At 45.2% G+C, this 25158-nt stretch carries 25 protein-coding genes, 2 tRNA genes and 3 rRNA genes; 12 read left to right on the top strand and 18 right to left on the bottom strand.

Annotated features, from left to right (window positions below):
* Positions 1-179 precede the first annotated feature (179 nt).
* Positions 180-803 (top strand): NADPH-dependent FMN reductase, encoded by a 624-nt coding sequence (locus DOM22_RS09510; protein WP_142700127.1) that lies wholly within the window; start codon positions 180-182, stop codon positions 801-803.
* A 151-nt stretch (positions 804-954) separates the two neighbouring features.
* Here the strand turns inward: DOM22_RS09510 and DOM22_RS09505 are convergent, their stop codons facing one another.
* From DOM22_RS09505 to DOM22_RS09485, 5 genes are all read right to left on the bottom strand, one after another.
* Entirely contained in the window at positions 955-1401 is a 447-nt protein-coding gene (locus DOM22_RS09505) for a multidrug efflux SMR transporter (RefSeq protein ID WP_142700126.1), read from the bottom strand.
* Positions 1402-1791: 390 nt separating this feature from the next.
* Positions 1792-1908, bottom strand: a 5S ribosomal RNA gene (gene rrf, locus DOM22_RS09500).
* 252 nt (positions 1909-2160) lie between these two features.
* A 23S ribosomal RNA gene (locus DOM22_RS09495) occupies positions 2161-5101 on the bottom strand.
* Between the two features lie 123 nt (positions 5102-5224).
* Positions 5225-5301 (bottom strand) — tRNA-Ile (locus tag DOM22_RS09490).
* A gap of 152 nt (positions 5302-5453) precedes the next feature.
* Positions 5454-6967, bottom strand: a 16S ribosomal RNA gene (locus tag DOM22_RS09485).
* Together the 16S, 23S and 5S rRNA genes with 1 tRNA gene alongside form the textbook arrangement of a ribosomal RNA operon.
* Before the next feature lie 687 nt (positions 6968-7654).
* Here DOM22_RS09485 and DOM22_RS09480 point away from each other — a divergent pair.
* Together DOM22_RS09480 and DOM22_RS09475 are read left to right on the top strand one after the other, a co-directional pair.
* Positions 7655-7915 (top strand): hypothetical protein, encoded by a 261-nt coding sequence (locus DOM22_RS09480; protein ID WP_142700125.1) that lies wholly within the window; start codon positions 7655-7657, stop codon positions 7913-7915.
* Between the two features lie 605 nt (positions 7916-8520).
* Positions 8521-9444, top strand: a complete 924-nt coding sequence (locus tag DOM22_RS09475) for an SMP-30/gluconolactonase/LRE family protein (RefSeq protein WP_168196620.1) — start codon at positions 8521-8523, stop codon at positions 9442-9444.
* A gap of 1 nt (position 9445) precedes the next feature.
* On the opposite strand, the gene DOM22_RS09470 is transcribed toward DOM22_RS09475, so the two are convergent.
* The 5 genes from DOM22_RS09470 to DOM22_RS09450 form a co-directional block, all read right to left on the bottom strand.
* Positions 9446-9718: a hypothetical protein gene (locus DOM22_RS09470; protein ID WP_142700123.1), complete on the bottom strand. Its 273-nt coding sequence runs from the start codon at positions 9716-9718 to the stop codon at positions 9446-9448.
* Positions 9719-9916: 198 nt separating this feature from the next.
* Positions 9917-10375 (bottom strand): hypothetical protein, encoded by a 459-nt coding sequence (locus DOM22_RS09465; protein ID WP_142700122.1) that lies wholly within the window; start codon positions 10373-10375, stop codon positions 9917-9919.
* 267 nt (positions 10376-10642) lie between these two features.
* Positions 10643-11710 (bottom strand): beta-propeller fold lactonase family protein, encoded by a 1068-nt coding sequence (locus DOM22_RS09460; RefSeq protein ID WP_142700121.1) that lies wholly within the window; start codon positions 11708-11710, stop codon positions 10643-10645.
* Between the two features lie 21 nt (positions 11711-11731).
* Positions 11732-12484 carry a bifunctional 2-polyprenyl-6-hydroxyphenol methylase/3-demethylubiquinol 3-O-methyltransferase UbiG gene (locus tag DOM22_RS09455; RefSeq protein ID WP_142700120.1) on the bottom strand — a complete coding sequence of 251 codons (753 nt, stop codon included), beginning with the start codon at positions 12482-12484 and terminating at the stop codon, positions 11732-11734.
* 164 nt (positions 12485-12648) lie between these two features.
* Positions 12649-13908 (bottom strand): hypothetical protein, encoded by a 1260-nt coding sequence (locus DOM22_RS09450; protein ID WP_142700119.1) that lies wholly within the window; start codon positions 13906-13908, stop codon positions 12649-12651.
* A gap of 179 nt (positions 13909-14087) precedes the next feature.
* Between DOM22_RS09450 and DOM22_RS09445 the strand changes: the two genes are divergently transcribed.
* Entirely contained in the window at positions 14088-14783 is a 696-nt protein-coding gene (locus tag DOM22_RS09445; RefSeq protein WP_142700118.1) for a hypothetical protein, read from the top strand.
* Here DOM22_RS09445 and DOM22_RS09440 read toward each other — a convergent pair.
* Both DOM22_RS09440 and DOM22_RS09435 read right to left on the bottom strand, forming a co-directional pair.
* Positions 14740-15363, bottom strand: a complete 624-nt coding sequence (locus DOM22_RS09440; RefSeq protein ID WP_142700117.1) for an iron-containing redox enzyme family protein — start codon at positions 15361-15363, stop codon at positions 14740-14742. The two genes, DOM22_RS09445 and DOM22_RS09440, sit on opposite strands and share 44 nt — an antisense overlap.
* 11 nt (positions 15364-15374) lie before the next feature.
* Positions 15375-16025: a hypothetical protein gene (locus DOM22_RS09435; RefSeq protein ID WP_142700116.1), complete on the bottom strand. Its 651-nt coding sequence runs from the start codon at positions 16023-16025 to the stop codon at positions 15375-15377.
* A gap of 83 nt (positions 16026-16108) precedes the next feature.
* On the opposite strand from DOM22_RS09435, the gene DOM22_RS09430 reads away from it, so the two are divergent.
* Genes DOM22_RS09430 through DOM22_RS09415 form a run of 4 tightly spaced genes read left to right on the top strand, consistent with a single transcriptional unit; the run spans position 16109 to position 18183 of the window.
* Complete coding sequence (locus DOM22_RS09430; protein ID WP_142700115.1) at positions 16109-16444, top strand: helix-turn-helix domain-containing protein; 336 nt, start codon at positions 16109-16111, stop codon at positions 16442-16444.
* A gap of 43 nt (positions 16445-16487) precedes the next feature.
* A complete protein-coding gene (locus DOM22_RS09425) occupies positions 16488-17333 on the top strand; it encodes an alpha/beta hydrolase (protein WP_142700114.1) in 846 nt (281 codons plus the stop codon).
* Entirely contained in the window at positions 17333-17761 is a 429-nt protein-coding gene (locus DOM22_RS09420) for a hypothetical protein (RefSeq protein ID WP_142700113.1), read from the top strand. Before DOM22_RS09425 ends, DOM22_RS09420 begins: the two co-directional genes overlap by 1 nt.
* Positions 17758-18183 (top strand): hypothetical protein, encoded by a 426-nt coding sequence (locus DOM22_RS09415; RefSeq protein WP_142700112.1) that lies wholly within the window; start codon positions 17758-17760, stop codon positions 18181-18183. The genes DOM22_RS09420 and DOM22_RS09415 overlap by 4 nt, the downstream gene beginning before the upstream one ends.
* A 17-nt stretch (positions 18184-18200) precedes the next feature.
* Here DOM22_RS09415 and DOM22_RS09410 read toward each other — a convergent pair whose 3' ends face one another.
* Positions 18201-18428: an AbrB/MazE/SpoVT family DNA-binding domain-containing protein gene (locus DOM22_RS09410; RefSeq protein ID WP_142700111.1), complete on the bottom strand. Its 228-nt coding sequence runs from the start codon at positions 18426-18428 to the stop codon at positions 18201-18203.
* Between the two features lie 124 nt (positions 18429-18552).
* Complete coding sequence (locus DOM22_RS09405) at positions 18553-18867, bottom strand: BON domain-containing protein (RefSeq protein ID WP_142700110.1); 315 nt, start codon at positions 18865-18867, stop codon at positions 18553-18555.
* Positions 18868-19076: 209 nt separating this feature from the next.
* Between DOM22_RS09405 and DOM22_RS09400 the strand changes: the two genes are divergently transcribed.
* Complete coding sequence (locus tag DOM22_RS09400; protein ID WP_142700109.1) at positions 19077-19469, top strand: hypothetical protein; 393 nt, start codon at positions 19077-19079, stop codon at positions 19467-19469.
* 51 nt (positions 19470-19520) lie between these two features.
* Here DOM22_RS09400 and DOM22_RS09395 read toward each other — a convergent pair.
* From DOM22_RS09395 to DOM22_RS09385, 3 genes are all read right to left on the bottom strand, one after another.
* Positions 19521-19596 (bottom strand) — tRNA-His (locus tag DOM22_RS09395).
* Positions 19597-19676: 80 nt separating this feature from the next.
* The gene (locus tag DOM22_RS09390; protein ID WP_246845922.1) at positions 19677-20603 is read right to left on the bottom strand and encodes a hypothetical protein; all 927 of its coding nucleotides are present in this window, start codon (positions 20601-20603) and stop codon (positions 19677-19679) included.
* On the bottom strand, positions 20584-21369 hold the full coding sequence (locus DOM22_RS09385; protein WP_246845921.1) for a glycosyltransferase family 2 protein: 786 nt from the start codon (positions 21367-21369) through the stop codon (positions 20584-20586). The genes DOM22_RS09390 and DOM22_RS09385 overlap by 20 nt, the downstream gene beginning before the upstream one ends.
* Positions 21370-21427: 58 nt before the next feature.
* On the opposite strand from DOM22_RS09385, the gene DOM22_RS09380 reads away from it, so the two are divergent.
* Positions 21428-22045, top strand: coding sequence for a hypothetical protein (locus DOM22_RS09380; protein ID WP_142700108.1), 618 nt, complete (start codon positions 21428-21430; stop codon positions 22043-22045).
* Position 22046: 1 nt separating this feature from the next.
* On the top strand, positions 22047-23090 hold the full coding sequence (locus tag DOM22_RS09375; protein WP_142700107.1) for a rod shape-determining protein: 1044 nt from the start codon (positions 22047-22049) through the stop codon (positions 23088-23090).
* A gap of 52 nt (positions 23091-23142) precedes the next feature.
* Here DOM22_RS09375 and DOM22_RS09370 read toward each other — a convergent pair whose 3' ends face one another.
* Positions 23143-24102 carry an aminotransferase class IV gene (locus DOM22_RS09370; protein WP_142700106.1) on the bottom strand — a complete coding sequence of 320 codons (960 nt, stop codon included), beginning with the start codon at positions 24100-24102 and terminating at the stop codon, positions 23143-23145.
* A gap of 130 nt (positions 24103-24232) precedes the next feature.
* Here DOM22_RS09370 and DOM22_RS09365 point away from each other — a divergent pair, with 130 nt between their 5' ends.
* A complete protein-coding gene (locus DOM22_RS09365) occupies positions 24233-25150 on the top strand; it encodes a carbonic anhydrase (protein ID WP_142700105.1) in 918 nt (305 codons plus the stop codon).
* Positions 25151-25158 lie beyond the last annotated feature (8 nt).

The raw sequence follows: 25158 nt of genomic DNA, 5'->3' as shown, positions 1-25158 counted from the left end.
AAGCAAAACCAAACAAATCTTATGTTTCAAGCTTTGAATACGGATTTGGATTTCATAGTCACGAATGTAACTTGGCAGGTTTAGGTGATGATTTCTTATCGAACCGATTTACTTCGGAGAAAATAGAAGAGCTTTATAGGGCTTTCGCTGTCGTTGAACGGTAAGGAAAGGATGCTCCGATGAAGATACTTTGTTTCGCACCCGTTTTAAGAAAAGGCTCCTTCAATAAAAAACTAATCCGCATCGCCAAATCCTATGCCGAAGAATTTCCCGGAGCAGAAGTCGAACTCTGCGAATTCAATGAATTCCCCATGCCCATCTACGATGGCGACCTCGAAGTAGAAAAAGGAATTCCCGAAGCTGTAAATAAACTCGCAGAGAAAATCACGGCAGCCGATGCCATCATCATTTCTTCACCCGAATACAACGGCAGTATCCCAGGACCGTTTAAAAACGCCATAGACTGGATCTCAAGACTTAAACCGGTTCCACTCGAGTCAAAGCAGATCCTGCTGATCGGAGCGTCTATAAGCCAATTTGCAGCGATTAAAGGCAACTTCCACAGCCGAGTGCCATTTCACGTATTAAAATCATTCGTTTACCCGGACTATTTCGGCGTAGCTTTCTCGGAAACTGCCTTCGACGAAGAAGATCAGCTAAAAGATCAAAAGCAAAGCGAACGATTAAAAAAACTTGTTTCAAGTTTCCTGCAGTACGCCTCAAGAACAGAAACACCTTTCGATCGCCTGGGAGAATTCTTCGAGGAACAAAAACACAGCCACGACGAAAAACACCCACATTGATTGATTGATTGATTGATTGATTGATTGATTGATTGATTGATTGATTGATTGATTGATTGATTGATTGATTGATTGATTGATTGATTGATTGAAAACAAAAAGACCGAAGTTTCCTTCGGTCTTTTTGTTTTCTATTTTGCTGTTTCTTACTTTAGCCAGAGTTTCGATTCACCAATGCCGTTCTTCCTGGCATTTCTACCGAAGAAGGGTTTACGACTGTGGTTGAAGGAACTCTTTTCATTTCTTTCACTTCCGTTTCGGCAGCAACTTGTTCACCAGCGTGCTGACCAGAGAAGTTCAACATCACCACACCAAGAATGATAAGAGATGTCGCAACTACTTTCTGAATAGGAAGTGGTTCATTGAACATGACAAGGCCCACAACTGCCATGATAGCTGTTCCAACCCCAGCCCAAATCGCATAGACGAGACTGACTGGAAGTGTTTTCAAAGCAAAAGTGATACAGAAGAAAGAAATAGCAAAACAGAGAACCATTAATACCGACGGAATCAGCCGAGTAAAGCCGTCCGCGTATTTCATACCGATAGTCCCCAAGATCTCGAATACAATTGCCGCCGCAAGATATGCATATGGCATAAAGCACCTTTTAGGATGAACCTTTCTTGTCGTTTATTCAGTTTTCATTTCCCGTGTCCCAGATGACCCTCTGGGAGATCTTTTTTTGAATCCATAGCGGAAAAAAGACTTAAAAAAGCGAACAGGAAGAAAATTCCTGTCTTTGATATAACTAGGATACCATGATGGATGACAAAAAGCTCTCGCGACTGGACTAATTTTAATAAGTGCCGTTAAATCAATAACTTAACTGCGTGATTAGTCTCATTTTGATCGACTTATTTTGATATTTTGGACCGTACTTTTGATAGGATAAATAACTTATTTTGAGGTCAAAACAAATATGAACTTGTTTGACGTGAAGACATAAAAAAACCCGATCTGTTTCCAGACCGGGTTCGAGTAAAAAAGAGCTGGCGTCGTGCTACTCTCCCACATGGTCGCCCATGCAATACCATCGCCGCAAGAGGACTTAACTTCTGAGTTCGGAATGGGATCAGGTGTGGCCCCTCTGCTATAAACACCAGCAAAGCGTTTATTAAAACAAAGATGAAGTACGTTTATACTTCGTCGTTCTTCTTTGCAACTTACTTCCAATACAAATGGAGAAGTTACTTTCTATTTCAGACAACTGAATGATTGATTTAATTGATTTTTAGCGAGTCGTTGTTAGTTCCAAGTTTTAACTCTCTTACTTATTCAGAGAGCTAGTCTCTCGTTCCCAATAAAGGGAAGTCACTGAGACGAAATCTTCGTAACTTAAAGTTAGAAGAATATTTTTTAAAAAAGCCTCACGACCTATTAGTACGGATCAGCTGAATACATTACTGTACTTACACCTTCCGCCTATCAACCTCGTAGTCTCCGAGGAGTCTTTAGGGGGCCGAAGCCCCAGTGAAATCTAATCTTGTAGTCTGCTTCCCGCTTAGATGCTTTCAGCGGTTATCAGTTCCGAACATAGCTACCCTGCATTGCTCTTGGCAGAACAACAGGAACACCAGAGGTTCGTCCATCCCGGTCCTCTCGTACTAAGGACAGGTCTACTCAAATTTCATGCGCCCACAGAAGATAAGGACCAAACTGTCTCACGACGTTCTGAACCCAGCTCGCGTACCACTTTAATTAGCGAACAGCTAAACCCTTGGGACCTGCTCCAGCCCCAGGATGTGATGAGCCGACATCGAGGTGCCAAACTCCATCGTCGATATGGACTCTTGGATGGAATAAGCCTGTTATCCCCGGAGTACCTTTTATCCGTTGAGCGATGGCCCTTCCACGCGGGACCACCGGATCACTTTGGCCTGCTTTCGCACCTGCTCGACTTGTAGGTCTCGCAGTCAAGCCCCCTTATGCCAATGCACTCGACGCCTGGTTTCCAATCAGGCTGAGGGGACCATCGCGCGCCTCCGTTACTTTTTGGGAGGCGACCGCCCCAGTCAAACTGCCCACCAGACAGTGTCCCTCTGCTCGTAAAGAGCAGCAGGTTAGATTTCAAAGGTGCCAAGGGTGGTATTTCAAGGTTGACTCCACAAGGGCTAGCGCCCCTGCTTCAAAGTCTCCCACCTATCCTACACATGCCAACTCTAAAATCACTGCCAAGCTACAGTAAAGGTTCACGGGGTCTTTCCGTCTTTCTGCGGGTACTCGGCATTTTCACCGAGAATTCAATTTCGCGAGGCATTTGGTCGAGACACCGGAGAAGTCGTTACGCCATTCGTGCAGGTCGGAACTTACCCGACAAGGAATTTCGCTACCTTAGGACCGTTATAGTTACGGCCGCCGTTTACTGGGGCTTCGATTCTCAGCTTCGCTTACGCTAACTAATCCTCTTAACCTTCCAGCACCGGGCAGGCGTCAGTATGTATACTTCGTCTTGAGACTTTGCACATACCTGTGTTTTTGATAAACAGTCGCTACTCCCATTTCTCTGCGACCCGAAAAAGCTTGGGGAGTAAATCCTTACACTCTCGCGGGCACACCTTTTCCCGAAGTTACGGTGTTAAGTTGCCGAGTTCCTTGACCAAAATTCACCCCATCGCCTTAGGATATTCACCCCACTCACCTGAGTCGGTTTACGGTACGAGCTAACAAATCTAAATTTACGAAACTTTTCTTGGATACATGGCTTTTCTCACTTCCGGATCAAAGATCCTCGCATTCACGCCTCAGTGTTATGTGCCGCGGATTTGCCTACGACACCACCTACACGCTTACACCTCAATCCAATAAGAGGCTGAGATAGCCTATACCGTCATTCCTTAAACACAATTTGCTAGGTAACGGAATATTAACCGTTTTGCCATCGATTACGCCACTTGGCCTCATCTTAGGACTCGACTAACCCTGGGAAGATTATCTTTACCCAGGAATCCTTGAGTTTTCGGCGCCCGGGTTTTTCACCCGAGTTCAACGCTACTTATGTCAGCATGATCACTTCTAGTTCGTCCAGCTGTCCTACCGGTCAACCTTCATCCTACGCTAGAACGCTCCCCTACCACTAAAATATAAAATATCTTAATCCAAAGCTTCGGTAACACGCTTAGCCCCGTTGTATCTTCCGCGCAGAGTCACTAGACTAGTGAGCTATTACGCTTTCTTTAAAGGATTGCTGCTTCTAAGCCAACCTCCTAGTTGTCAAAGTAACTCCACAACGTTCTCCACTGAGCGTGCATTTAGGGACCTTAGCTGTTGGTCTGGGCTCTTTCCCTCTCGACGCATGACCTTATCACCCTGCGTCTGCCTGCTGAGGAACATATCTGTGGCATTCGGAGTTTATTTGGGTTTGGTAATCCGGTAAAGACCCCTAGCCCATTCAGTGCTCTACCTCCACGATACTTTTTACTCAACGCTATACCTAAATATATTTCGGGGAGAACCAGCTATCACCCAGTTTGATTGGCCTTTCACCCCTAATCACAGATCATCAAAAGAGTTTTCAACCTCAACTTGTTCGGTCCTCCACGAGGTGTTACCCTCGCTTCAACCTGTCCATGATTAGATCACCGGGTTTCGGGTCTATGCCTGCAAACTAAACGCCCTATTCAGACTCGCTTTCGCTACGACTACACCTTCAACGGCTTAATCTCGCTTGCAAACATAACTCGCTGACTCATTATGCAAAAGGTACGCTATCACCCACGTAAGGGGCTCTAACTGCTTGTAAGCTTACGGTTTCAGTTTCTATTTCACTCCCCTCTCGGGGTTCTTTTCACCTTTCCCTCACGGTACTTGTTCACTATCGGTCACTAAGGAATATTTAGCCTTATGAGGTGGTCCTCACAGATTCCCACAAAATTTCACGTGTTTTGTGGTACTCGGGATGCCGCTAGAGCCTTCGAGCATTTCGAACACGGGGCTATCACCCTATCTTGCCAGACTTTCCAGACTGTTGTTCTATACTCTCCGGTCCCATATCGCGGTCCCACGACCCCTCAATCAAATAAATGATTAAGGTTTAGGCTGTTACCCGTTCGCTCGCCACTACTAGGGTAATCTCGGAATTGATTTCTTTTCCTGAGGGTACTGAGATGTTTCACTTCCCCTCGTTCGCTTCAGACACCTATGTATTCAGTGAATGATATCATAAAATGATGAGTTTCCTCATTCGGAGATCTCCGGGTCAAAGTGTGTGTGCCACTACCCGAAGCTTATCGCAGCTTACCACGTCCTTCATCGCTTCTTAGTGCCAAGGCATCCACCGTAAGCCCTTTGTAGCTTTAAAAAATGGAACTAACCTCGCTAAAAATCAACTAAATCAATCTATTCAATTGTCAAAGAACGAAAACCTTCAAGCGCAAAAAATCTCTTATTCACCTCTAACAGACCAACTCAATTTGTTGAAAGTTGGTGGGCCAGGGAAGACTCGAACTTCCGACCCCACGCTTATCAAGCGTGTGCTCTAACCAACTGAGCTACTGGCCCATGTTAGATGCGTATAAGAGTTTTCACTCTTTCAAAACTAAACAGCTAGAATAGATTTTTGGGACTCACCCACTCGGGAAGAGTGAGTTGACCTAAGATTGTGATTGCTTTTTTCAAGTTAAACTTGAAACGCCTATCACCATAATCCTTAGAAAGGAGGTGATCCAGCCGCAGGTTCCCCTACGGCTACCTTGTTACGACTTCACCCCAATCATCGACCATACCTTGGGCGCCTGCCTCCTTGCGGTTAGCGCAGCGACTTCTGGTACAACCAACTTTCATGGTGTGACGGGCGGTGTGTACAAGGCCCGGGAACGTATTCACCGCGGCATTCTGATCCGCGATTACTAGCGATTCCAACTTCATGGTCTCGAGTTGCAGAGACCAATCTGAACTTAGATAGCTTTTCTCCGATTAGCTCCATCTCGCGACTTCGCTTCAGTTTGTGACTACCATTGTAGCACGTGTGTAGCCCTAGGCATAAGGGCCATGAGGACTTGACGTCATCCCCACCTTCCTCCGGTTTAACACCGGCAGTCCATCTAGAGTGCCCAACTGAATGCTGGCAACTAAATGTAGGGGTTGCGCTCGTTGCGGGACTTAACCCAACATCTCACGACACGAGCTGACGACAGCCATGCAGCACCTGTGTACCGACTCTTGCGAGCTACGGCGTTTCCGCCAATATTCCAGTACATGTCAAGCCTAGGTAAGGTTCTTCGCGTTGCATCGAATTAAACCACATGCTCCACCGCTTGTGCGGGCCCCCGTCAATTTCTTTGAGTTTTAATCTTGCGACCGTACTCCCCAGGCGGGATACTTAACGCGTTAGCTTCGTCACTGAAGGGGTCAATACCTCCAACAACAAGTATCCATCGTTTATGGCGTGGACTACCAGGGTATCTAATCCTGTTTGATCCCCACGCTTTCGGGTCTGAGTGTCAGTGTGTAGCCAGATAGCCGCCTTCGCCACCGGTATTCCTCTTGATATCTACGTATTTCACCACTACACCAAGAATTCTACTATCCTCTCTACCACTCAAGCTACGCAGTATCAGATGCACTTCTAGGGTTGAGCCCTAGGCTTTCACACCTGACTTACATAGCCACCTACACCCGCTTTACGCCCAATAATTCCGAACAACGCTAGGATCCCTCGTCTTACCGCGGCTGCTGGCACGAAGTTAGCCGATCCTTTCTTACAGGGTACATTCATTGTGTTATTCCCCTGCGACAGAGCTTTACGACCCGAAGGCCTTCATCACTCACGCGGCGTCGCTGCATCAGAGTTTCCTCCATTGTGCAATATTCCCTACTGCTGCCTCCCGTAGGAGTCTGGACCGTGTCTCAGTTCCAGTGTGACTGATCATCCTCTCAGACCAGTTAAAGATCGTTGCCTTGGTGAGCCATTACCTCACCAACTAGCTAATCTTACGCGGACTCATCTTAGAGCGAAAAACCTTTGACCCCTTGAACCGCAGTTCTTGTGGTCTTATGCGGTATTAGCGAATCTTTCGATTCGTTATCCCCCACTCTAAGGCAGATTATCCACGCGTTACTCACCCGTGCGCCACTAGTACTCACCCGAAAGCTTTCCCCGTTCGACTTGCATGTATTAGGCACGCCGCCAGCGTTTGTTCTGAGCCAGAATCAAACTCTCCAGTTTAAATTCTGTATCAATCAAACTACTAGCTTTTACGCTGTTGTTTGTTCGAATATATTTAATTTTGAAATTGTGAATACTAGTTACCCAGTATTCAAAGAGCCCAAAAATCTATTTCTTCTAGCTATTCAGTTTTCAAAGAGCGAAACATTTCTCATCGTTAATGTTACTTAGCGACGAGGTAGACGGTTGTATCGAAGACCGAAGTCCTTGTCAACACCCGTTCAAACTTTTTTCTCAATTTTTTTAAAATCAAAAAATTCAGAAAATTGTTCGGGTTCACGGCTGCCAGCGAAAGAAAACATATTGAATACAAATCAATAAGTTAGATCAGCTGTTTATGCTTGGTTTTTCAAACATCGCGGCGGTGAGGCTGAGTTATAGGCTCAATCCCTAAACCGCGCAAGGGGTTTTTATTTTATTTTCGTTTGCAGCTTATTCGGGCAAAAAAGTGCACTTTCTGCTGACTTATTAGGCAGAAAACGCCTCCGCAGCGCTTCATGCCCAAAAATAGGGCCCTAATATATAGGCAGAAATTCCCATAAAAGCCCTATCCGCAGCCCCTCACACTGGAATTCATGTACTTTCCCTTATGTGTTCCGACATCTTACTTGTTTGTAAATTATGATTGCTGCTGATTCCTGACACTATCGGACCGTGCCCTATTTATATCCACAAGGAGGATAATACATGAAAAAGCACGTTCTATTAATGGCAGCTTCTATGATGTTAACTGGTCACTTGGCATTGGCTGAAGGCGAATCTCACAGTTCTTCAACTGAGACTTCTAAAAATCCAATGACTGGAACAGAGACAACTACTCAAAAAGAGGAGATGAAAGCTAAGGGTGATAACTCTAAGATGGAAAAGAAGTCCAAAAAGAAAACTAAAAAACATTCAGATGGTTCTACTAAAACAACTACTGAGACTGAGCACACTGAAAGCCACTAATCTCTTTATAGAGATAAAGCGAAAAGAGCAGGCAACCCCTGCTCTTTTTTTTTATTTAAATTGCGACCTCAAGCTCAGCGATATAATCCGTACGAACTCTTTCGTCGATAAGACAGATCAATCAATTATAGATGGTCACAGAGAATGCGAATGTCATGAGTGATAACACAAAAACTCTGAGTCCTCCGACCCAAGGCCATCCTTTGCCTTTCCTTAAATCATGAATAACGAAATAAACGGCAATGATAACTAAGGCAGTTAGCGATGCTGAAGCGTCAAATACAGGCGGTAGCTTGACGGCTCCATAAAGGGAAGGGGCTTTGCTGATCAAATCCATAGTCTGATACTCTAGGCGACGGTTAAAAGTTGAATGCCAACAACGGCTACAAGGCATTTGATTACGTGATTTCTGAAAAGAAAATGGTGCGGTAATCCTACAAGGATCAGACTCTGCGATAGGACGCGCGATAAGTGCATCAATACAAGGTGCGGACATGCAGATGCGAATTGTCGTCCGAGCAAAGTATGCGGCCTTGCAGACATTCGTTTGCAGTTCAAAGTAGTTTTTGTAGAATGACTTTATCAATCAACTTCGGGAGTTCGTTTTGAATAAAACTATTCATTCACTGTTTTTGACTGCTCTTGTTTCTGTTTTCATCTGCGCCTGCCAAAGCAAACCAGGCAAGACAGAGCCGCAAACGCTTGCGGGAATTGATATTTCAAAAGCACCCTCTTCGGAAGTTTATGATTCCCCTGAGTCAGTTCACTGGGTCCCAGAGGTGCGCGCTTGGTTCGTGAGCAGCATGGGCGGCCCCAATATCCTGGCGAAAGATAACTATGGCTGGATCACTCGCCTGGATGAGAATGGTAAAGTCACTGACCCGCGCTGGGTGCAGGCAGGCTTCCATGCGCCGGGTGGGATTTGCCACCTGGGGAAAGATCTTTACGTAGTAGATCGCGACGGCATTGTGGTGGTGAACATAGATAAAGCTGCGATTACCGCGAAAATTGAAATGCCGGGTGTCGTATTTCCAAATGACTCTGCCTGCGATCCTCGAGATCAATCTGTGTATGTGACAGATATGGCGGCCAATAAGATCTATCGCTGGAAAAAAGGCATGGAAAAAGCGGAGGTATGGTTTGAGTCTCGGGATTTGGATACTCCGAACGGCCTTGAGATTGATGGTGACAAATTATATGTAATCACTTGGGGTCCGATTGTAGATACGGCCACTTCTAAAACCTCTCGCCCGGGGTATTTGCGTTTTATTGATATGAAGACCAAGAAGATCTCGATGGGAACGGGAGATGCCTTGGGCAACATGGACGGAATCACTAAGGCGGGAAAGTACATGTTTGGTACCGACTGGATGGGTGGACGTATTTTCCGCTTTGACGAAAAGAAGAAACCCCGCGTTTGGGCACAGGGTTTCTCGCATATTGCAGACGTTGGTTACTCGGCTGAGTTAAAAGTGATTGGTATCCCTGAGATGAGTACGAATCGCGTGTATTTCATTGATGTGAAATAGTTTATTGATCGGCGTCGCGGTGAACGATCACTTCGACGTCGCCATCTGAGGACGCCATCGGGTTGTACGTCACAGGATTATAGGCACGGACTCTTTTTGCAGAGACCACATCGGCCTGAAAATCCTTATTGGAGCTAACAGCGCGTTTCACCTTTTGCTGAACAGCTTGGCCTTCTTTATTTGAATTCTCGATGAGTGATCCAAAATCGTTGCGAGCAAAGCTTGAGGATGAAAATAAGATCACTCCAATTACAGCTAAAACTTGAATGCTCATAATTCCCCCGTGATATGAGTTCTTAAAGCAAGGCTTGGACCACCCTTAAAGTGCTTTGATTTTGAGTTGAGGTGGCCAAGATTTGGGTGACTTTTAATCGATCGCAATCAAAAGACCTTGATTCCACAATGAGTTTCCAGGAAATTGCCTGGAAACACGACATGTTCCCAATCTTTACAGCGGAAACGTCTCACACTGCTACACGCGAGTCGCTGAGCTCGCGACCTTTTGATTGCGCTTAAATGCGGGTTTTTTAACCTGCTGGTATTTATTGGTTTTGGCTTTCTTGGCCACCGAGGCACTCGCAACTGTGCGTTTGTGTTTTTTCAATTTCTTTTGGTGAGCGATGTAACGTTCAAACGTCACAAGGGGTTTATTGGTGTGCTTAACTTCAGGCCATCTGCGAATCGGCGTTGCCTCTGGACTGACAGTGTTTGGTGTAGAACCAAAACTTCCGGCTGATGCAATCATACGAGTTGGCTTCGAGTAAGACAGTCTCGATGAAAAGTCGTCTGCCATAGCGGCTTGCATGTTGCGCTCTCGGACCGAAAGCTCAGTGTTTAGTTTGTTATGAATTTTTTCGGGCAACGGGCCCATCATTTTGAAAGCTTGAAATACAACGAGCATTCCCACGGCAACGGATACAAAAAAGTTCATACGAATTCCCCACCTAACGAAGGTAGAATAGACGCATCTTAAACATTCGTAATGCAGAATAAGAATATTCGGATTTGATAGTTTCATTGTTAGATGCTCGTGGAATCTCTCGAGAGAAATCGTGAGTGATATTTCCGAACTCTGTGACTCCACTTCTGATTTTGTACCTCGGGAGGCTAACAACAATCCTCAGCCCCAAAATTAAATTGCGACTCTAATCGCGAAGAAAGCCTCAGCAGGAGTGCGAGATACTCGGCATAGGAATACTTATTTAAATAAAATACGGCTAGGAGTAGCGCCTGAATCAATAACTAGATTTGGCTCTGATCTCAGCGTGCCGCCCACATTTTTTGCGTATCTTAGAATTTTATTGGAGAACGAATCCAAAATGTAGACCTCATTATTCAACTCATCAACTTCGACATTTTCCGGAGTTAATCCCGCAGGAATCGAAATCTGTGAAAGATTCTGAAGCTCGCCATTAACTTGAATCGAGTATGATGAAATGCTCGCATCACCGATATTCGCCGTGTAGACATTCATGGAAGTAAACGCAAAATTTATTGGAAACAATCCGGTCGTCACAACTCCTTGTGAACTAAGGGCGCCATCGGTGCCAATTTTGTAGTTTTCTATTTGCGCTCCCGCGCAACTTAAAACATAGACGTAGTCATGCCCTTGGACTGTCTTTACCCCCAATGGGCCAGAGGGACAACTTTGTGTTGGAACTGTTGCAGGTGATAGCAGCGAAAGACTGCCATCAGAGTGAACTTCGTACTGAGTAATGTCGTCTATCGCGAGGCTTGCAACATAGACGTATTTTCCTGAGGGTGAGAAAATCAAATTTAGCGGAACATCAGGATGTGAGGTGGCCCCGACTAAAGAAAGAGTGCCGTCTGTGTTGATTTGGTACCGAGAAATGCTTCTGTCCTGGAAGCTGGTTGTGTAAATAAATCTACCATCTGGTGAAAGCACCATGGCTTCTGCTAACGCGGGAATTGACACAGGAGCTCCGATTTCACTTAAAGCCCCATCCTGCCCCACTTGAAATTGAGAGATCGTGTCGTCGCAATAGTTTCCTACGTAGACGTGCTCCCCTTTTTTATCCATCACCATCATTCGTGGACACGAACCAGTCGCCACTGTTGGAATAGTCAATGCTTCCAAATTTCCTGATGTGTTCAGCCGAAACTGTCCGATGGTGTTATCTCCGGAATTAAGAATGTATACCAATCGAGAGGTGCGCATTTGCGGTGAAGCTTTTGAGCCTGTCTCAGGGGCACATCCAGACAAAATTAAAAGCAGAAAGGATAAAATTCCAAGTATGGTTTTCATGAATGCCTCGAGAAAAAGAAGCTAGCACTGCGAAGTGCTAGCTAAGACCATACGAAGAGTGCCGGGATTGTTACCAGGGTGAACTGTTAATTGTTCTTCTAAAACCTCGAAACCGGCATTCATCATTTCTAATTTGATTTCAGCTGGAGTTGAAAGTCGTTTTTGCGCAACCCAGTTTTTACCATCATCTTGAACCACACCTGGAGCTTCTGCATCCGGAGTTTGGCGCCATACGATGTGATCCTCCCCCATACGGATAGATTCAAAAGTGTCAGTCACGTCATAGTTCTCAGTTAATACTGAAGTGCTGATGACGAATTTACCACCTGACACCAATGTGTTTCGTACCGCAGCCAGGAACGCTTTACGCTCATGCGCATGAGGGATTTTTACCAAGCAATCAGACTCATGAATCAGATCGAATCTTTTTTGCAGTTTTTCGATCTGCAAAATTCCACCCATTCCGAAATAAATGTTTAGATCTTGCTGCCAAGCGATTCTTTGTAGAATAGCTATGGATTCACGATTCATATCAAATGCGGCCACGTTGAAGCCAAGCTCTGCCAAAGTCATTGCTGCCACTCCCTGACCTGAAGACAAATCGAGGGCTGAGAGACCCATCACTTGTGGGTAGTAATCATGAATGACCGCCTGCAAGTGGCGAATAGTGTCGCGCTCGCAAAGTCCTTTAAGAGCAACTACGTTAGCGAAGGTGTTTGACTCGGGATTGTTTTGAACGTTGCTTCCGATGAATGTTTGGTATTGTGCTTTCATAAGTCCTCCTGGTTGTTGACTTGATGAACTTCAATAAAGCACAGGGAATGCCAGGCAAAATGACCTTCAATACGGCGTAAACTTGATTTGAGATGTGAGCTGCCGGGATTCCGACAGATCCTCTGTCGGGCTTTCGGTTGCTGCCGGGAGCCCGGCAGATTTACCTAAGGAGTAGCTAGACTACATTTGATAGTCGAGTTTGCACCGCGCTTGGCATTAAAAAACGTGAATTGAAATGGGACCGCACTTCCGGGGATAACATTAACGGCCAGAACCAAAATATCAGGCTCTATTTTCGTCAGATTCATTTTTTGAAAGTCGGGAACTTTTCCTTTCTCAGCCACAAATGAAACCGTGACGCCCCTTTGATTACCGGCTTTCTCGATTTTAAGTGGATATTCTTGAAAATTCACCTCTCCCCCGTCTAATTTACAGACAACATCAGTCGCCGCAAGTGTGCCGATTTCTTTTCCTTCTTTAACCATCGCGACAGCCTCTTGAAGTGGAGCTTTGATTTTATAGTCTTCGAGATTTTCCCAGTTAAAGGTGTTTTTAGGAGTCAAATAGAGCTCCAAAGATCCAAGATCAAATGTGATCATATCAACGACAGACAAAAGAGAAGCATAGGAAAGCTGGCATTGCGCTGACCCGACGAGTTCTGCTCTGACATATTTAATTTTATTCTTAATGAGTGCCGGCAAAGAATATTGCGTGTCTTCATAGAAATTAGTGATGGCCCCCGCAAAGGTTGACATCGCTGCACACGCTGCAGTCTTATTAGTTGTCGCGGCAACGATCAAAGCATTCATTTTATCCTGCAAAAGTTGACCATTTACTTGTGCGAGGCTTTTTTGCGATTCAGAAGGTGCGAGCATTTTTGCACGAGTCAAGATGGCTTTAGAAATCAAACTTTGAGACTCCTCGTCCAGGCCATTTGCTGCAGCCATTTGCTTAAAGGCTTGAGCGAGAATGTTCATCGCGACATCTGGGGATGATTTTTCTTCGTCAGTTAGCTGAAAATGGAGCGCTAGCTTTTTAGCTTCGATCGCTTTTAGGATATCGAGACCTTCTGCACCTTGCTTACTTTGCAGCAGTTTCTCTAAAAGCTTTAGATCCTCGCCCGGATCCGTGGTTCCAGCAATATCCATCCTGAGGCGAACGATGGCATCATAAACCGTCGCCAGGGCTTTATCATTGACTGATGATGGCTCTTCCGCCACCCCACCAATGTTCGATTCTGACGTTGTGGTATTGTAGCCTTGAGTGACTTGCCCATCGACTTTGAGGACGGTTGTATCTTGTCGATCCTTGGATTTTCCAGCAAAAGGATCTGTCTCATAATGAGTCAATAAGGTGCCGTCTTTGGAAGGTTGGCAGCCAACTGTCAAAACTATGAATGCGTAAAGGAATATATACTTTTTCATGCCCTGTTTTCCTATTCATCTTTGATGTGAATCCAAAAGTGTGCCCACACTCAAAACAAACAGGCATTTATTACAGACAGTACATCGAAAATGAATGATTCCAGAGGGTCACCCCCGTAGTTAATCAGTTTTATTACAAAATATTTGTTTAACCGCCCAGAAATCGGTAAATAGTGGGAATGGAATTGGAACAAGTTGCGAACCTTGAAAACCAAGAGCCGAGTATGACTGAACAGTATGCGGCGGCAAGGCTGCTTTTGCGAGACGCCCTAAAAGCTACAGGACGGGTTTACCTTTCCTATCGCTTCGATGATCATTTCTTTTCTTTAAGTGAAAATGAAAAACTCAGCCTGCTTGATGGAATCCGCAGATGGTCGCATCTGATGCTGGACTTCGTTGCTCATAACGGCAACCCAAAGAACACCAAGGACCTGGTTCGCTATTATCTCTCGCGATTGAATGTCACAATTCCTTCAGCCTTTATTGAACAAATTCAGGATGGTGACATCGTTGAAATTTACGGAAGCGATTCCAAGCGTTTGTTCTTTAATCCCGAACTTTTTGATTATTCTTCCTATGCGCCTGACGTGATGTTTTCCAAACAGTGGTGGAATCTTTATGAGCGCAACACTGACATCTCGGCGAAGATTCAAAAAATGGCTTATGCGACATTTATGGGTTTGAATAAAATCCCATTCCGCCCGGGGTTGCCTGTGCATAAAGTTAAAGAAATTCGCTCTCAAGGTCGTTATGAGTCTGACGTGGAAATCAAACTCATGTCCCCCGTCAATGCAGGGGACACGATTGTTGGCGTTGCGGCACTTGAACGTTTTACGATGCTAACTGCACTGACTCACGCACACATTCATTCATAATTCTGAGATACATATCCATACCCTCACAAAGATTTTGATAAATGTGCTCGCGCTCTTTATCAGAAACTTTTGCAACCGCTTTTAAGGCATCATTGAAATGTTCTGTATCTTCTTCAGCGTGGACTTTAAGGAAGGTATAACCTTGAATGCCAGCGGCCTTAACACGTTTTAAAATTCCTGGGCCAGATTTAGCCGCCAAGCCTTCCAATAAAAGTGAGTAACCCAAGTGGGCTGTTGGTCCGACTTCTTTGATCCAGTAGTATTGAGTTTTCCAAAACGCTTTGGTGACCTCAAATACCTTTGTACCTTCCGCATGCATGAATTTTAGATCATTTTCGCTCATCTTTTCGTGACCAACCTCTTCTTCGATATGATGTTCGAATTGAGATTTCAAAGGGTGATCCTTTGGCAGTCTTTCGTTGCAAAGATTTAGAAAGATCGATGTATGCCCTACGAAGTTATGAGTTTGCGCGCACCAGGAATTATAGAATCTGACGTTTTCCCAGGGAAGTGCTTCGATTGTTTTGCAAAGCTCGTTTACTTTGGCATGGGCCTTTTCATTAAACTCGTTTGATTTCATACGTTCTCCTTTTAGGCTGCGATTTTTCTTGGTTGATATTTTTCAGTCCAAAGTGCATCGACCGTTCTTTTGGTGAACTCATCAGACTCAATGAGTCTGTTCTGTCTGCCAAAAACCATGACGGCACATTGGTTATTGTATTTTGTGATTTGGGCGAACTCGGAAAAGCCGATGATTTCGCCTAGGAAATTCACCTTGCGATCTACGCGCGCGATTCCTACGGCAGCATCAACTCCCAGTTCATACATTACTTTGAGTCCCAAGCGTATGATGAGCTCCGCAACTTTGGGCCCACCTGCCTCTCGCGAGCGAAAAGCAGGAGCGACAGTTAAATACTCCATAGCCATGAATGAATTGATTTGGTGTTCTCTTAGCTTTACTTTTACGTCATCTGGGATTGCACGAATGTAGGAATGTTCGCAGCTACTGTCTTCACGCAAATCGAAGGGCGAATACAGATGAAATCCAACTACTTCGTCATCCTTACAAATGACAGCGATAACTCGAGCACGCTGAAACTCATCATGGTTCAATTTGGCGCCACGAGAGGCTAGATCCGCGCCAAACTCTTCAGACCATAGACGAAAACACTTATTAACATAGTCAATTTCTTGTTGAGTTTTTGATCCGAGCGTATAGATGAGACGATACGAAAAGTTCATGTAATTCCTCTAAGTATTTTGCTCAAACATGTTTTAGTTTGTATAAACTTCGGTACGGTGATATTTCGGTAAATAAACGAATAATGTTTAGGGGTTTTTTCATGGTTACCTGCGGTGGTTTCCTCGCGCATTGTAGAAAAGTCAGAGGGTTGTCTCAAAAAGATGTTGCGGACTATTTGGGTTATAAAAATGGACAGTTCATCTCGAACTGGGAACGTGACAAGTCTCAACCGCCGATTCCTGTGTTAAAAGATCTTGCTAAGCTTTTCCAAATTCCTGAAGAAACAATCTTTAACGTGGTTTTAGAACAGCATCTAAGAGATATCGCAATCCAACTCCATAGAGATCTGGTGGGTGACATTAAAAAGCCCGAAGATATTATTTTGGAACAAAAGCTAGTGAATCCAACAGCCAAATAAGATTTCAAAATTTTATCTCTGCGACTTGGGTTATACTTTTCCTATGTTCTCGGTGGATGTCTCAACTTTAAAAAGTTACCTTGTTAAGATCGCAACAATCGGCGCGGCCTCTTACTTTGGGATTCTCGCATTGGTATTTTTCCAACAAGAAAAATTGATCTTCTTCCCTTCACCTCTCCCCGAGGACTTCAAGTTTCCCTTTAATATTTCCTTTGAAGAAATTTACATAAAATCTGGCGACGACCGCGTTCACAGTTTGCTCTTAAAAGCTGAACAGTCTCGCGGTGTGATCGTTTATTTTCATGGAAATGCTGGCTCCCTAGAAGGCTGGGGTGAGGTAGGACAGACTCTGTCGCAACAAACCGGTTTTGATGTGTGGATGATTGATTACCCGGGCTATGGCAAAAGTTCCGGGAAAATTTCTTCACAAGAGCAGCTTTTGCGAATTGCAGAAGCGACTTTAGCGCAAGCGAAAGAGAGATACCCCACCGGAAATATCATCTTATTTGGACGGTCTTTGGGTTCAGGAATCGCTGTCTATTTGGGAAGTGATCCCAGGGTTAAAGCTTTGATTTTGGAAACACCTTACTTAAGTTTGATTGCTATGGCAAAACATCGATTTCCCCTAATCCCTGCTTTTCTGATGAAATATCCCATGCAAAGTTCTGAGTGGATTCCGAAAGTCTCTGCACCTATTTTAATTCTTCATGGTAATGAGGATGAGGTGATACCATTCACTCAAGGCAAAGAGCTTTCAGCAATTTCCAAGAAGGCCGTGTTCGTTGAAATCAATCGCGGCCATCACAATGATCTGGAAGAGTTTCCGAAGTTCTCGGATTCTATAAAAGGATTTTTGAATCAACACACTGGGAGCAAGGACGTTCGCTGATGTTTAGTTCGAAGAATATTAAAACCGCTATTGCTATCATTCTGTTGTGTGCGGGAATGTCTTTTCTGTGGTGGAAAATCTATGGGACAGACATGGTGGATAAGGCTCGTTTGAGCGAGATCAAAACGAATCTAGCCTCGCTCATCACGGCGGAAGAGGCTTTTTATCAAGAGTACGACAAATACTCTGCCGACTTTAGCGCCATTGGATACTCACCTGAAGGACAGCTGCGAGGAGAATTTTATCTTGAAGCTGATAAAGTTCCTCAGGAGTACAAGAATCGACTGTCTGTTGAAGATTTACCTTATGTTGGTAAAGACGACTATCAGGTACTTATCGCCTACAAGGGCGACTCAGGGAGCTTGAGCTTTTTTAAATTTAAGTTCGGCGGAACTTTGCAAGAAATCAAAGCAAAGGATCAGCCGTGAAAAAGAATGTCTTAGATATTAAAAATCAACTGCTTTATATTTTAACCGCTCTGGGCCTTACATTCGCAATCACGGCAGCATGCAGTGTCGTCGTGGTTTATGGATTCAACCAATGGGATGAAAAGTACGGTGCAACGAATACCCTGGCAATAAGAACGGCAGCGTTCACTCTTCATTCTGTTAATTATTACATTTTGATTCTTGCGGGACTTTTTGTGATCAGTCGCCGCCTCAGTGGATACAAGGCTGCGGCTTTACTGGGATGCCTGTATGGCTTTTACCAACAGATCAGTTTAAATGCGCTGGAATTTTCATCCTTGCGCAATCACCCGCTTAACAATCCACTGATTGTGGCGATTGTTCTGCCGGCTTTACTGACTCTTTCAATTATGTATTTTGAGACTCCCAAAAAGGAATCTTGATCATAAAAAAAGTCAGCCTAGAGGCTGACTTCTTCGTCTTTGTCTGTCCATTCAAGAAGTGACATTTCAGAGGTTTTAGTCCAATCGACATTCACCTTGCCGATGATTTTGATCGATACTTCATCGCCGTTAATCGTCCACAGCAGGGTATCGCCTTTGGCGATTCTTAAGGCCTTGCGCACTCGAGCTGGAATCGTCGTTTGATTTTTTCTAGAAGCTTTGGAAGTGGCAGCTGTTTTACTCATTGTTGCTTGCTCCAACGTGACTTAACTGAGGGACTTGCTGACACCAGGATAGGGGGTTTACTAGTCTGTTGTCGAACAGATGTCTCGACCAGACCTTACAAACAATCCTTTGTACCAGTTATTTTTAGCGAACTTTGGTGTCGTTGATGATTTTCATTCCGGGGCTGGCTTCTTCGGCGATTTTACCGATCTTGGCTTGCTCTTCTGCGGATTTAACAGAGCCTTTTAGAATGATGCAGTTGTGTTTTTCAAAGATACCGACATTTTGAGCGCCGACAGAGAGAGTGGAATCATTCTTTAGAAGAGCGCGGATCGCATCGCTGATTTCCAAAGTTTCTGCTGCTGATTCTTCTTGTTCCTGGACCGAGCCTTCAGGAATCGCGTTTGCCTGAGCACTCAATATTAGAAACAGAGCCGCAAATATCAAAAATCTTTTCATGATATCCTCTGTAGTTTCTTTAAGTGTGAGGGCCAATTCCTGGTTTGAGAAGTAATTTAAACTTAGGAACGCAAAACCTCGACGACGAGCTTTATTTATGACTGGGCAAAAGCCTGCCACCATTAGAATGACATGATAACTGCCATAAATTTTATCGATGTGACTTTGGAGTAAAATCAAAAGATGTTGAGCCTCTTTTGGAGGATGCGATGAAGGCCTTGATCGTGTTGACCGTTTTAGTGTCGGCGAATGTTTCTTGGGGTAGCTCTAAATATGTTCTGATGATGTCGCCGGAGTCTTCTTCTGAAATGCCTTACTCTAAGTCTCACGAATATTGTCGCGAGCTTGAATCTGTTTGTGAAAGCAAAACTCAGGGGCCTTGTGATGATAAGGTTTATGCAAAATGGGTGATTCCTGCCAAAGAAGAGTTAGATCAGCTTTCACCCAAGATTCCTTCCGCTCGCTTCGTTTGGACCAAATCAAAACTTTATGCTGTTGGCGACGGATTGCCAGCGGTGTATCGCTTTTCTTCAGGGGGATCTTATGGACCGAGCTATGGTAAAAATCACCGCGTTCGCTGTGTAAAGTTCACTGCGATTTAAGTTTCGATGAGAAGTTGCTTTTAAATTATTCGGGGATTTGAAAGGAAAAATTGGGGTGACCGACGGGGCTTGAACCCGCGACACTCGGAATCACAATCCGATGCTCTACCAACTGAGCTACGGCCACCACAAAGGAAGGTCTTTTATAGAGCTTCCCAAGGTAAAGTGCAAGTTGGAAAAATGCGGAATCTTAAAATTCTTTAAAGCCTAGTAATCACAAGGAGCTACGACGGGTTGCGCCTTACAGTTGATGCTCGCATTTTGCGCATTTAGCAGGGTTTCTTCAGCCCAATCCCCATTCGCGTTACAGCGGCGACGCTGGCACGAACTCCCCAGCTTAACCCATGCACATTCATTAAAACGAGCGTTGGGAGCAGAACAAATCGCCCCTGACTTTTTTGCTGCCTGGGCAGCTTTTTGCTGCTTTTTCGCCAGCTGTGCTGCGTGGGCTTGGCGTTTTTTCTCGGCCCCATCAAAGGAAGCAAGTTCTTTGTCGCTGATTTTGGTCACCGGAGTGAGATTCCCTCGGGGGATTTTCTTACCCTTTAACAAAACATCATAGGCAATCTCTCCGCCTTCAACCATGCCTTGGAATCCGACCTGCTCCCCGGCTTTTGCCTGCGCGGTAGTTTCACCATTTAAAGCCGAGAACTCGATGGAACCCTTTAGAACTTTCACTTCGCCATAGGCTTTGGGGCTGTTGATATGGAAAATAAAATCCCCAGCTGGCGGAAGGAATTCGTAAAGGTCGGAGCGCAAAACCGTGTTGTAGCTCGGCTTTTCATTATCTTTCTGCACCCAGCGAACGCTTCCAGAACGCAGGATTAAGACGGGCGCCTCGCCCCCCTCCCAACTGATGGTTGGCAATAAAACGGAGCTATTGGGTTGAACCACAAAATAGCGAACTCCATCGAGTGCGACACGCACCGTGGAATCATCGGCAGTTTCGAAAAGAGCTTTCTCTTGAAGAGGTGTCTTAGTCGTCAGTTTAATTTTTGCACCGTCTTTGCCAGTTAAGCTTGCGATACCCTGCACGTCTTCGACCGCCGGGTATCTGGGGGCCGCCCGTGATGTGACAGCAGTTAAAGATAAAAGTGAAAGTAGGACTTTAAGTTTAAGTAGTCTCTTTAACACGCTCAAGCTCCCAGAGTTTTACATACTTCAAGAATAGCGAATAAGCCGCCCCGATAGCGATAACAAATCCTGGAAGCCCGTCCATAAAGCCAGCTTTGACAAAATAGGTTTCCACAAATTTTCCGAAGGGCTTAAAAATCATCTTAAGATATGAGAAGCTATTGCCTTTGGCTTGAAGTTCGCGAGCTCCCAGACTGGAATAGCGATCATTGGTGACGACCTGATCGCTGAGATCATCAAAGACATAGTGAAGCAGCGGTGACTTCATCTTAAGCACAGTTTTTACTTCGACCTTTTCATGTACGTTTGCGGAATTCCAACGACTTTGAGCTTTGTTAAACAGACGAAGTTGGAAATCAGGATACCAACCTCCATGCATTATCCAACGTCCCATATGAAATGATTTGCGCGGAAACAGATAGCCAGCTTCAGGATTGAGCGAAGAAAACTGAGTTACGATTTCCGAAGCCAACTCAGGACTGAGCGCTTCATCAGCATCCAATGACAAAATCCAGTGATTCTTAGCCTGATCGGCGGCGAAGGCTTTCTGAGGACCAAATCCGCGCCACTTTTCCTGGAAAACACGGGCGCCCGCTTTTTCAGCAATCTCCACGGTGCGATCCGTCGAAAAGCTATCCACGACGACAACGTCATCAGCAAAGGGAACGGAACGAATGCAGCGGTCGATATGGGCTTCTTCGTTCAAGGCAATCACAACAAGGGAAATTGGAAGTTTCGTCACTGATTTAGCTTGGTGTTCGATCAAGGTCTTGTCAAATGATTCGCAACTCGATACCATTTTTTTGAGTGAAAGGTCTTTCTTGATGAAATTTGCTAAATACTTCGTTTTCTGTCTCTTTTTATCCTCCACTGCCCATGCTTACCTAAGCATTATCGAATCAGCGGAGGTTCTTCCTTCCAACCTTTTTCAATTCGGGGTTGAGCCGCAAATTTTGACAAACAGAGAGAGCGGCGCAAATTTTAATATTTTTGCGGAAACTGGTTTCAATGATTCCACAAGCGGTCGCTTAACTTTGGGTGGCGGCTCCATCGACTTTAATGCTTTCGCGAGTGTTAAATGGGTTCCTTTTCCAGACGTTGCCAATCAACCAGCGATGGGACTTCGCTTCGGCGCGGGCATCGCTCGTGAAAAAGATGAAAACATTGTTCAACTTCAAGTAGCTCCACTGGTGAGCAAAAAGTTTGATACCGAGTATGGACTGACAGTTCCATATCTGGCGATTCCATTCACTTACCTGAACACAAAAGATGATAATTACGTCGCAACAAATCTGGCAGTGGGCACGGAATGGCATCATCCCGAGTTAAAAGACACAATGACGTTGGGTGCAGAACTTGGTGTAGACTTGAATAAGTCTTACACTTACATCAGCATTTTCGCGACTTTTCCGTTCGAGACGAGCAAAGGATTCGGTAGATAGTATGTTTTCATGGTTGTTTAAAGACGAAGCCGGTACTGCTGCAGACCTTTACGTGGATTTGGGAACTGCAAATACTTTGATCGCAGCTCGCGGTAAAGGAATTATCCTGAACGAACCTTCTTTGATTGCTTACCAACAAACCAGCCCCGGTCGCAAACGCGTGATCGCGGTTGGAACTGATGCCAAGGAAAAACTGAGCAACAATCCCGGGAATATTTTCGCACAAAAACCAATCCGTGACGGAGTCATTGCCGACTTTGAAACGACGGAAGTGATGTTAAAACATTTCTTAAGTCAGCCGGGTGTAAAGTCCGCATTCTCTCGCCCTCGCATCGTGGTTTCATTACCTTACGGCGTGACTGAAGTGGAAAAGAAAGCCGTTATTGAATCTTGTAAAGCAGCGGGCGCCAAAGAAGTATTTTTGATCGACGAACCGATGGCTGCGGCTATTGGCTCGGGTCTGAATGTTAAATCTGCGGAAGGCAATATGATCATCGATATGGGTGGCGGCACGACGGAAGTTGCTGTTATCGCACTTGCCGATATCGTTTATTGTGAAGCGGCTCGCGTGGGTGGTCACAAAATTGATGATGCGATTATCGATTATTTCAAACGCTATAAAAAATTACACATCAACGATCAAACTGCTGAATATCTCAAAGTCACTATCGGAACTGCAGTTCCGAAAAAAGATATAAAAATGGCGACTATTACCGGCCGTGATGCTGAGACAGGCATGAATAGAACGATCGAAGTGAGCTCGGAAGATGTGGGTCTTGCGATGAACTCCTGTATTCAGGAAGTTATCAATGCGATTCACAAAGCCTTGGAACACACTCCACCGGAATTGGTATCTGATATCATCGAACGTGGTGTTGTCCTTGCTGGTGGTGGCGCTTTGATTCGTGATTTTGATTTGCGTATTCAAAATGAAGTGCGTCTGTCTGTTCGCGTGGCTGAGAACCCACTGACAGCGATCGCTATGGGTGGCGAGGCTGTGCTTTCTGATCCTGAACTTTTAGATAAGATTCAGCTGGAAGTTTAGTTTTTATTTAGAGTCAAAATTAAAAAAGCTCCGGGGAATGCCGGAGCTTTTTTTATATCAAGACAGCGTTTTTCATATCTTCGCGCAAAAGCTCGTTGAGCTCTTTGGCAACAGGCCCCTGACTACCGGAACCGATTTTAGATCCTTCGTAAACCGTCACTGGCAAAACATCGAGCGTTGTTCCAATCATCATGACTTCTTTTGCGGATTTCACGTCGGCTTCGGTAAAGTTTCTCTCCTGGATGCCCGAGATTTTTCCGGACTTCACCAGTTTTTCAGCAAGTTCAAATGTCCGAATCATGGTTGTGCCCTTAAGAATTTGATGAAGAGGTGGTCTTACCAGGAATCCGTCTTGATCTAGAATAACGATGTTTTCCGTACTCCCCTCAAGGAAATTTCCTTGTTCGTCCACATTGATGGTGAAATCAATCCCGCGGTCGACACTTTCTTTTTTCATAAGAACGTTGGGAAGATAGTTGCAGGATTTGATTCTTGCGAGCGTAGGATCTTTCGGTGGCACGGAGCTTTTACCGATGCTTACGCCTTGCTGATATTTCTCTGACGGCAGCAATTTAAGTGTCGTCACCACCAGGTACATTTGGGAACTCACGGAGTCATAAGGATTTGTCGTAAAGCCACCAGGCCCACGAGAAACATAGAGCCTTAACAGGGCGTCCTTTACTCCTACTGCCGTCACGGTTTCGGCAATGATGGATTTCATTTTATCGAGAGACATCGGGAGACTGATTCCGATGAGCTTGGCGGAATTTTCCAAGCGACGCAGATGTTCTTCGAATAAAAAAACTCGACCATTTACGACCTTGATGGCCTCAAACACCCCGTCACCTCGATGAACCAGATGATCATCGATAGGCACCACCATCATTCCGGGCTCGGTCACAATGCCGTCCCACCAAGTTGAATACATGGCCAGATATGTCTGCTGTGCGGGATAATTTTTATCTGCAAGCTTCGCGCGGGCTTGTTCGGCGGTAAGTAAGGCAACTGACATAGATGACGACTCCTTAAGGTGCTTTTTCTATTCTCAGAAGAGCTTTTCACTCTGGCAAGTTTTTTGTTTTTTAGTTTGACGATCTTAAGCTTCGATTTGGACAATAAGATTACCGATCAGGGAGGATTCAATGTTTTTTCGTGTGACTCTTTTACTGGCTGCCTTAAGTTTGTCCGCTTGTTCGGCCTTTCAAGGTCGACGCTCTTTAAATCAAACCGAAACTCCTCCCCTAACAACCCCGGCGGAAGACAAAACTACTGCCGCAGATAAAGCCCGCGCCCAAGAACTGCGCGACGCGGTTGCAGCTGAAACGGCGAAACAAAAACAAAGAAACCCCGAAGCTACGGCGACAGCAACGACGGCTCAAGCAATCACCAAACCTCCTCAAGATGAGCACGACCACAGCGATCATCATCAAGTACCAGCCGAACATAAACCTCGCGAAGCAGGCCCCGTGACAGCGGAAAAATCTTTGGGTTGGTTAAAAAATGGAAACACGCGCTTTGTGAAAGGCAGCGTTCGTAAAGACGGCGCCTCCGCCAAAGACCGGGCTCGCCTGGTCTCAGGTCAAAAACCCCATGCGGTTATTTTGTCCTGCAGTGATTCCCGCGTTCCACCTGAGGTTTTGTTTGACCAAAAATTGGGCGAAATCTTTGTTGTGCGCACGGCTGGCGAAGCACTGGATGACAATGTCATCGGAAGTATTGAGTACGCAGTGGATCACTTAGGGTCTAATCTGATCGTAGTCATGGGACATACCTCCTGTGGAGCCGTGAGGGCGGCATTAGCGTCTTTGGATGGAGCCGACCTTGGTAGCCCCGCATTAAACGGCCTGGTGGCGGATTTAAAGCCTCATTTGCAGCAATACGCGAGCAAAAAACCTAGTGAAGGTGTCGTTGAGGAATCCACAGCAAACGTGAATGGAGTAGCTCACGATCTTTTAGCTCTATCACAAATCTTGCGTGACGCTGTAGCCTCTGGTGAGGTAAAAATTGCTAGAGCCCTTTACCATCTCGAGACCGGGAAGGTGGAGTGGCAAGATAAGTAAAAAAACGG

This window comes from Bdellovibrio sp. ZAP7, from assembly GCF_006874645.1.
Classification (GTDB): domain Bacteria; phylum Bdellovibrionota; class Bdellovibrionia; order Bdellovibrionales; family Bdellovibrionaceae; genus Bdellovibrio.
The sequence above is the reverse complement of the archived record's forward strand: the minus strand, read 5'-3'. Positions and strand labels throughout refer to the sequence as shown.

What these genes read in the sequence shown, in the direction of transcription:
- DOM22_RS09510 (WP_142700127.1), top strand. Translation starts at nt 180, where the DNA reads ATGAAGATACTTTGTTTCGCACCCGTTTTAAGAAAAGGCTCCTTCAAT.
- DOM22_RS09505 (WP_142700126.1), bottom strand. Translation starts at nt 1,401, where the DNA reads ATGCCATATGCATATCTTGCGGCGGCAATTGTATTCGAGATCTTGGGG.
- DOM22_RS09480 (WP_142700125.1), top strand. Translation starts at nt 7,655, where the DNA reads ATGAAAAAGCACGTTCTATTAATGGCAGCTTCTATGATGTTAACTGGT.
- DOM22_RS09470 (WP_142700123.1), bottom strand. Translation starts at nt 9,718, where the DNA reads ATGAGCATTCAAGTTTTAGCTGTAATTGGAGTGATCTTATTTTCATCC.
- DOM22_RS09465 (WP_142700122.1), bottom strand. Translation starts at nt 10,375, where the DNA reads ATGAACTTTTTTGTATCCGTTGCCGTGGGAATGCTCGTTGTATTTCAA.
- DOM22_RS09460 (WP_142700121.1), bottom strand. Translation starts at nt 11,710, where the DNA reads ATGAAAACCATACTTGGAATTTTATCCTTTCTGCTTTTAATTTTGTCT.
- DOM22_RS09455 (WP_142700120.1), bottom strand. Translation starts at nt 12,484, where the DNA reads ATGAAAGCACAATACCAAACATTCATCGGAAGCAACGTTCAAAACAAT.
- DOM22_RS09450 (WP_142700119.1), bottom strand. Translation starts at nt 13,908, where the DNA reads ATGAAAAAGTATATATTCCTTTACGCATTCATAGTTTTGACAGTTGGC.
- DOM22_RS09445 (WP_142700118.1), top strand. Translation starts at nt 14,088, where the DNA reads ATGGAATTGGAACAAGTTGCGAACCTTGAAAACCAAGAGCCGAGTATG.
- DOM22_RS09440 (WP_142700117.1), bottom strand. Translation starts at nt 15,363, where the DNA reads ATGAAATCAAACGAGTTTAATGAAAAGGCCCATGCCAAAGTAAACGAG.
- DOM22_RS09435 (WP_142700116.1), bottom strand. Translation starts at nt 16,025, where the DNA reads ATGAACTTTTCGTATCGTCTCATCTATACGCTCGGATCAAAAACTCAA.
- DOM22_RS09430 (WP_142700115.1), top strand. Translation starts at nt 16,109, where the DNA reads ATGTTTAGGGGTTTTTTCATGGTTACCTGCGGTGGTTTCCTCGCGCAT.
- DOM22_RS09425 (WP_142700114.1), top strand. Translation starts at nt 16,488, where the DNA reads ATGTTCTCGGTGGATGTCTCAACTTTAAAAAGTTACCTTGTTAAGATC.
- DOM22_RS09420 (WP_142700113.1), top strand. Translation starts at nt 17,333, where the DNA reads ATGTTTAGTTCGAAGAATATTAAAACCGCTATTGCTATCATTCTGTTG.
- DOM22_RS09410 (WP_142700111.1), bottom strand. Translation starts at nt 18,428, where the DNA reads ATGAGTAAAACAGCTGCCACTTCCAAAGCTTCTAGAAAAAATCAAACG.
- DOM22_RS09405 (WP_142700110.1), bottom strand. Translation starts at nt 18,867, where the DNA reads ATGAAAAGATTTTTGATATTTGCGGCTCTGTTTCTAATATTGAGTGCT.
- DOM22_RS09400 (WP_142700109.1), top strand. Translation starts at nt 19,077, where the DNA reads ATGAAGGCCTTGATCGTGTTGACCGTTTTAGTGTCGGCGAATGTTTCT.
- DOM22_RS09380 (WP_142700108.1), top strand. Translation starts at nt 21,428, where the DNA reads ATGAAATTTGCTAAATACTTCGTTTTCTGTCTCTTTTTATCCTCCACT.
- DOM22_RS09375 (WP_142700107.1), top strand. Translation starts at nt 22,047, where the DNA reads ATGTTTTCATGGTTGTTTAAAGACGAAGCCGGTACTGCTGCAGACCTT.
- DOM22_RS09370 (WP_142700106.1), bottom strand. Translation starts at nt 24,102, where the DNA reads ATGTCAGTTGCCTTACTTACCGCCGAACAAGCCCGCGCGAAGCTTGCA.
- DOM22_RS09365 (WP_142700105.1), top strand. Translation starts at nt 24,233, where the DNA reads ATGTTTTTTCGTGTGACTCTTTTACTGGCTGCCTTAAGTTTGTCCGCT.